Source organism: Brevundimonas sp. (genome assembly GCF_044239655.1).
GTDB lineage: Bacteria > Pseudomonadota > Alphaproteobacteria > Caulobacterales > Caulobacteraceae > Brevundimonas.
Genome location: NZ_JBIIAY010000167.1, coordinates 1 through 4,817, shown reverse-complemented (window position 1 = coordinate 4,817; position 4,817 = coordinate 1). Strand labels below are relative to the sequence as shown.

General features: G+C 67.0%; 5 protein-coding genes. 1 reads left to right on the top strand and 4 read right to left on the bottom strand.

Annotation, left to right across the window (positions count from 1 at the left end; translation table 11 throughout):
* Window positions 1-108: 108 nt before the first annotated feature.
* Complete coding sequence (locus tag ACILQR_RS15535) at window positions 109-642, bottom strand: hypothetical protein (protein WP_395652289.1); 534 nt, start codon at window positions 640-642, stop codon at window positions 109-111.
* A 166-nt stretch (window positions 643-808) separates the two neighbouring features.
* Here ACILQR_RS15535 and ACILQR_RS15530 point away from each other — a divergent pair, with 166 nt between their 5' ends.
* Window positions 809-1,912: a helix-turn-helix transcriptional regulator gene (locus ACILQR_RS15530; protein ID WP_395652288.1), complete on the top strand. Its 1,104-nt coding sequence runs from the start codon at window positions 809-811 to the stop codon at window positions 1,910-1,912.
* A gap of 14 nt (window positions 1,913-1,926) precedes the next feature.
* On the opposite strand, the gene ACILQR_RS15525 is transcribed toward ACILQR_RS15530, so the two are convergent.
* The 3 genes from ACILQR_RS15525 to ACILQR_RS15515 form a co-directional block, all read right to left on the bottom strand.
* Window positions 1,927-2,421: a hypothetical protein gene (locus tag ACILQR_RS15525; RefSeq protein WP_395652287.1), complete on the bottom strand. Its 495-nt coding sequence runs from the start codon at window positions 2,419-2,421 to the stop codon at window positions 1,927-1,929.
* Window positions 2,418-2,945 (bottom strand): hypothetical protein, encoded by a 528-nt coding sequence (locus ACILQR_RS15520; protein ID WP_395652286.1) that lies wholly within the window; start codon window positions 2,943-2,945, stop codon window positions 2,418-2,420. The genes ACILQR_RS15525 and ACILQR_RS15520 overlap by 4 nt, the downstream gene beginning before the upstream one ends.
* Window positions 2,942-4,817: hypothetical protein (locus ACILQR_RS15515; RefSeq protein ID WP_395652285.1), on the bottom strand; the 1,876-nt coding region annotated here is incomplete at its 5' end. The genes ACILQR_RS15520 and ACILQR_RS15515, both read right to left, overlap by 4 nt.

Genomic DNA, 4,817 nt, shown 5'->3' with positions numbered 1-4,817 from the left:
GTGCCTCGCGCCTGGGCCGAGGCGTCGGCGGCGTGAAGGCAGACCGTCGCGGCGGCGATCGCAGTGACGGTGCGAACCGCCGCTGCGAGGTTTTTGGAACGCATCATGTCAGAGCGGCCGGTGCGGAGCGCGCTGGATGGCCGACAGATAGACCGGCTGCAGATCGGGATAGATCGCATAGGTCGCCTGGACGATCTTGTCGTATTCCGGATGGGTGGAATAGTTGGCGTACATGAACACGGCCATGTCGTTCAGGCTGTTGAACGACAGGTCGGAGCTGCTCTTCAGGAACTCCTCGCCGCCGATGGCGCGCAGGGCGATCTGACGGCCCATCTGCTTGCCGGCGGCTTCGCCCAGCATCCCGCCAAAGAGAGGGATGTTCGACATCAGTTGCTGACCGGCCTGCTGGCCGATGAAGGCGCCGGCCTGGCCGCTGACCGAAACCTTCATCGATTCGGTGATCCAGCCGGCGGTGACGCCGTCCGAGGTGAAGGGCGACATGTAGAGGCCGGAGGTTCCCTCGATGGGCGTCGGCGAGATCATGGTGCTGGCCACAGGCATGGCCGGGGCCATCGGCATGGTCGCGCAGCTTGAAAGGACGAGTGCGAGCGCGACCGCGCTCGAGCGAATGAGGTATTTCATGTGGCCCCCCGGCTCTGGGACGACGTCGACAGTGACATCGCGAAAACGGGGGGACGTAACCGCAAGTGGCTTGAGGCGTCGTCATCAATATTGTGGATAATGTGTCCGCTTAGTGTTGTAATTCGACCTTTGTTCGGTGAAAGGGAAGTGAAGGGAGATCAGCAGGTTGAACCATTTCGACGACCATCCCGTCCTGAGCGCCGCCATCGAGACGATCCAGAATGTGGCACTGGGCGGCGTGGGCTGGACGGAGGTTCTGGAGGATGTGGCGCGCCTGACTGGCTCGAAGAGCGGCCAGTTGATCGGCTTCGACGGAACGGGCGAGGTGGCCTTCAACTGGCTGAGCGGCGTGGACCCGGATTGCCTGGTGGAGCATGATGCGGTCGGGGGGAACGACGGTCGAATCAACTCGCGGATTCCGATCGGGCTGGCGGCGGTGGAGCTCGAAATCCTGGACGAGCGGCACTTCACCACCGAATCGGATCGCGCGGCGAATGCGGCCTATGATGATTGCCTGGAGCGTTGGGATCTCCCCAGTGTCTGCCTGACCAATCTGATCAAGGGGCCGGATTTCGGCGTTGGCTTCTCGGTCGTGCGGTCGGCGCGGGAAGGGGTGATGAGCACCGTCCAGATGCGCGACTTCTCCGTCCTGGCCCGGCATGTTCGTCATGCCGTCAGGGTTCAGCACGTGATGCAGGATCAGGCCGCCCTGGCGGTTTCGGGCCTGCTGGAGCGTATGGAGGCGATCGGCTTCATCTGCCATCGCGACGGGCGGACGGCGGCCATGAGCAGATCGGCCGAGAGGCTGCTGCATGAGGGCGACCGGCTGCGTCTGCGCGACGGCGCGGTCGTGGCGGCCCACGGCAGCGCGGGCGCGGTCGCCACAGCGGTGAACCAGACCCTGTCGGGCATGATCAGTGCGCCGCTGATCTTGCGCGACGGCGCGGGCCAGCGGCCGCTGGTGGTCGAGGTGTCCCGGCTTCCCTTCGAGCGGCACGACGCCGCCTTCGACGAGGCCGTCCTGGTGATCGTGCGCGATCCTTCTCAGGCGGACCGCGGCCGCATCGCCGCGGCGACGGCCATGTTCGGCTATACGACGACGGAGGAGAGGGTCGCGGCGGCCATGATGGCGGGGCAGTCGCCCCTCGCCATCGCCGAACAGATGGCCGTCGAGATCGCGACAGTCAGAACCCACATCCGCAGACTCTACGAAAAGTCCGGCGTCTCGAGCCAGCTGGGCCTGACCAGTCTGCTGGGCGCGATTCGCTAAGCGGGTCCGCAGCGCTATTCGTAGTTGACGACGATCGGCACCGCCGCCGTCACGTTCGTGAACGCGACCGAGGACAGGAAGCCGGTGACATGGAGGGTGTCTCGGCCGGAGCCGTCCATGCGGGCGGTGAGGCTGCTGGTGATATCGCCGGAATTCTGGCTCCAGACCGAAAAGCCGGTAATGGTGGCGTTGGTCTGTGGGGCGGCGATGGATCCGGGCAGGTTGACGCGATAGGCGCGGCCGGGGTCGCCGGAGATCCGGATCACCGCCGGGGCGTCGGACGCCGTGCCCCTCTGGTCCATGAGGCTCGTCTGTTCGGGGGGAGGCGCGGCCGTCGCCGTCGCCGTCGCGGTCTGCTGGGTCGAGGACGCGTTGAAGACCATACGGGAAATCTCGCTGACCCCGACCGACCGTTCGATCGTCACCGTGGCCTCGGCCTGTCGGGTCTGGGCAAGAGTCGGCGTGGCCAGGCCTGTCGTCAGGCCCACGAGCATCAGAAGCGTCTTCATAGCAGCACCGCCGTCACCGTGTAGGTATAGGTCCCGTAACCCGTGGGCCCGCTGGGCGGCACCAGAACGTCCATGCCGATCGCGAACGCTGCGCCCAGGTTCAGGCCGATGGGATAGGTCTCGAAAGTGATCGTCGATCCCGAAACGGGCGGGGCGATATAGTAGAGCAGGCCATAGGTCGAGGAGACCCGCAGGTTGGTGATGCTCGCGATCCCGGACGAGCCGCTGACCTGGACCGTCACGCGGATGTTCCTAAGATTGCACAGCACATCGAGTTGACACAGGATGACGATGGTCGGAGGCGTGACGTTGCCGCTGGTCACGCGGATCGCGTCGCCGGAGGTGCGGGTGACCACGCCGGCCGTGCTGATCGAAAACGTCGTGGGCGAGGAGCCCCGGATGACCTGGCCCAGCGCTGGGGTCACCGAGGACGGCGTTCGCTGGACGGTGACCTGAGCCATCGCCGGGGCCGCGACCGTCAGGGCCAGCACAAGGCCGATCAGGGAAAGAAGCGTGCGGATCATGTCCTGTCCTTTTCCGTCAACACGATGAAGATGTCGTCAGCCCGAACATAGCCGCCGTCGGCCGCCACGGTCAGGATCGGCAAGCTCTCCAGGGCCAGGCCCAGGGTCTGCGACTGGGCGGGGTCGAGGCGGATTTCGTAACGGCCAGGGCGGACGCCCTCGACGATCACCGAGCCCGCATGGTCGGTGCGGCCGACGATGGGCTCGCCGTTCGCGGGAACCAGTTGCAGATCGACGGCGGCCAGCGGGCGGTCGGCCATGCCGCCGCGCTTCAGCTTGACCGTCAGCTCGACTTCGCTGGTGACCTGCAGCGGATAGATGATCAGGGCGGTCCGGCCCGGGCGGGGCACCAGCCGCACGCTGTCGCCGCCGACCAGGAAGGGGTCGTCGATGTTCTCGGTGTTGATCCGCGCCCGGACCTGAGCCCCATCGCCGAGGCCGGCCGTCATGGCGTGTCCTTGGGCGTCGGTGAGAACCACGCCGCCGGGGGTTTCCAGCGCGACCTTGGCGACTCCGGCCTCGTTCGCCTGACGCAACCCGTCGCCATTGGCGTCGATGAAGGCGTCGATGGCCGCCGAGCCGCCTGACGACACGCCGGGGCGGACGAAGCCGTACCGACCGGTCGCCGGGTTCCGGCCGAAGCCGAAGCCGAGCTGAAAACCCATCCGCCATTCGCCGGCCTCGGTGTCATAGCCGGCATTGACGGCGATATCGAAACGGCTGGCGCTGTAGAGGCCAGAGGCTTGCAAGGTGGTCGTCGTGCGGACGCCCAGGGTCCGCATTACGCCGATCCGCACCGTGCTGTGTTCGGTGGCCTGGTAGTCCAGGGTGGCGTAGGCCGTTTCGAGTTCCGCGTCGGGAGCGAAACGCCAGGTGAGGCCGCCGCGGAACTGGGCGCGCGCCGCGACCAGGGTCGCCACGTCGACCGCGCCCAGGACCTGACGCCGATGGGACTGGAAGGTCCATTCGTCCTCATAGGTCAAGCTGCCGGAGGCATAGTAACGGCCGATCGGGGCCGAGGTCCGCAGGTCGGCGGCGAGGCGACCGCTGTCGTCCGTGCGTTCCTGCCGGCGCAGGCTGGCCGAGACCGGGAAGGACAGGCCGTCGGAAACATGGACCGTACCGTCGGCGCGCAGGTCGCTGCTGCGCAGGGCGCTGCTCCCGCCGACGCCGAAGGTGCGCGTCTCGTCGACGAAGCCGCCTGCATATTCCGAATGTCGACCGATGATCGAAACGCCGAAAGGCCGCGCGGCCAGGCCGACGGTGGCGCCGGTTCCGCCCTGGTCATCGGAGGCGACGTCAAGCTGACCGGCGACGCTGCCCAGCGATCCGTGCAGTCCTAACAGGCCGACATTGCGAGCCTCGCCGCCGAGCGGCGTGAACCGCGCCGCCCCGCCGCTGATAGTCAGGCTCGGGCTGACGCCATAGTCGAACAGGGCGACGATCCGCTCGGCGCCGGTCGCGGTGTCGGTCGGAAGGTCTCCGATCTGGAACACGGGCGTGTTCTGTTCGATGGCGCCCAGGCGCAGGATGAACTCGCCGGCCTCGACCTGACCAGCGCCGAAATTGATGCGGCGAACCTCCTCGCGGGTCTGGCCCTGGGAGCCGTAGAAGACCAGTCGGATGGTGTTCAGGCCGAAAGTGAGGGGCACGTTCAGGAACTCGTAGCGCCCTTGCGTCGGCGAGGCCTGACCGCGCTGCAGCACCTCGTTGACGTACAGTTCGACATCCTCGCCGAGCGGCAGTTCGCCCCGCAGATTCAGGGGTGTCGCCAGATCCAGCGATTCCAGCGGGGCCGAGGTGTAGAAGGCGCCGCGTCCGCCGAAGCTTCCGGCCCCCAGCGCCATCGACGGCGTATAGACGTCGCCGACG

Coding starts and splice junctions, on each gene's coding strand:
- ACILQR_RS15535 (WP_395652289.1), bottom strand. CDS start 642: ATGAAATACCTCATTCGCTCGAGCGCGGTCGCGCTCGCACTCGTCCTT.
- ACILQR_RS15525 (WP_395652287.1), bottom strand. CDS start 2,421: ATGAAGACGCTTCTGATGCTCGTGGGCCTGACGACAGGCCTGGCCACG.
- ACILQR_RS15520 (WP_395652286.1), bottom strand. CDS start 2,945: ATGATCCGCACGCTTCTTTCCCTGATCGGCCTTGTGCTGGCCCTGACG.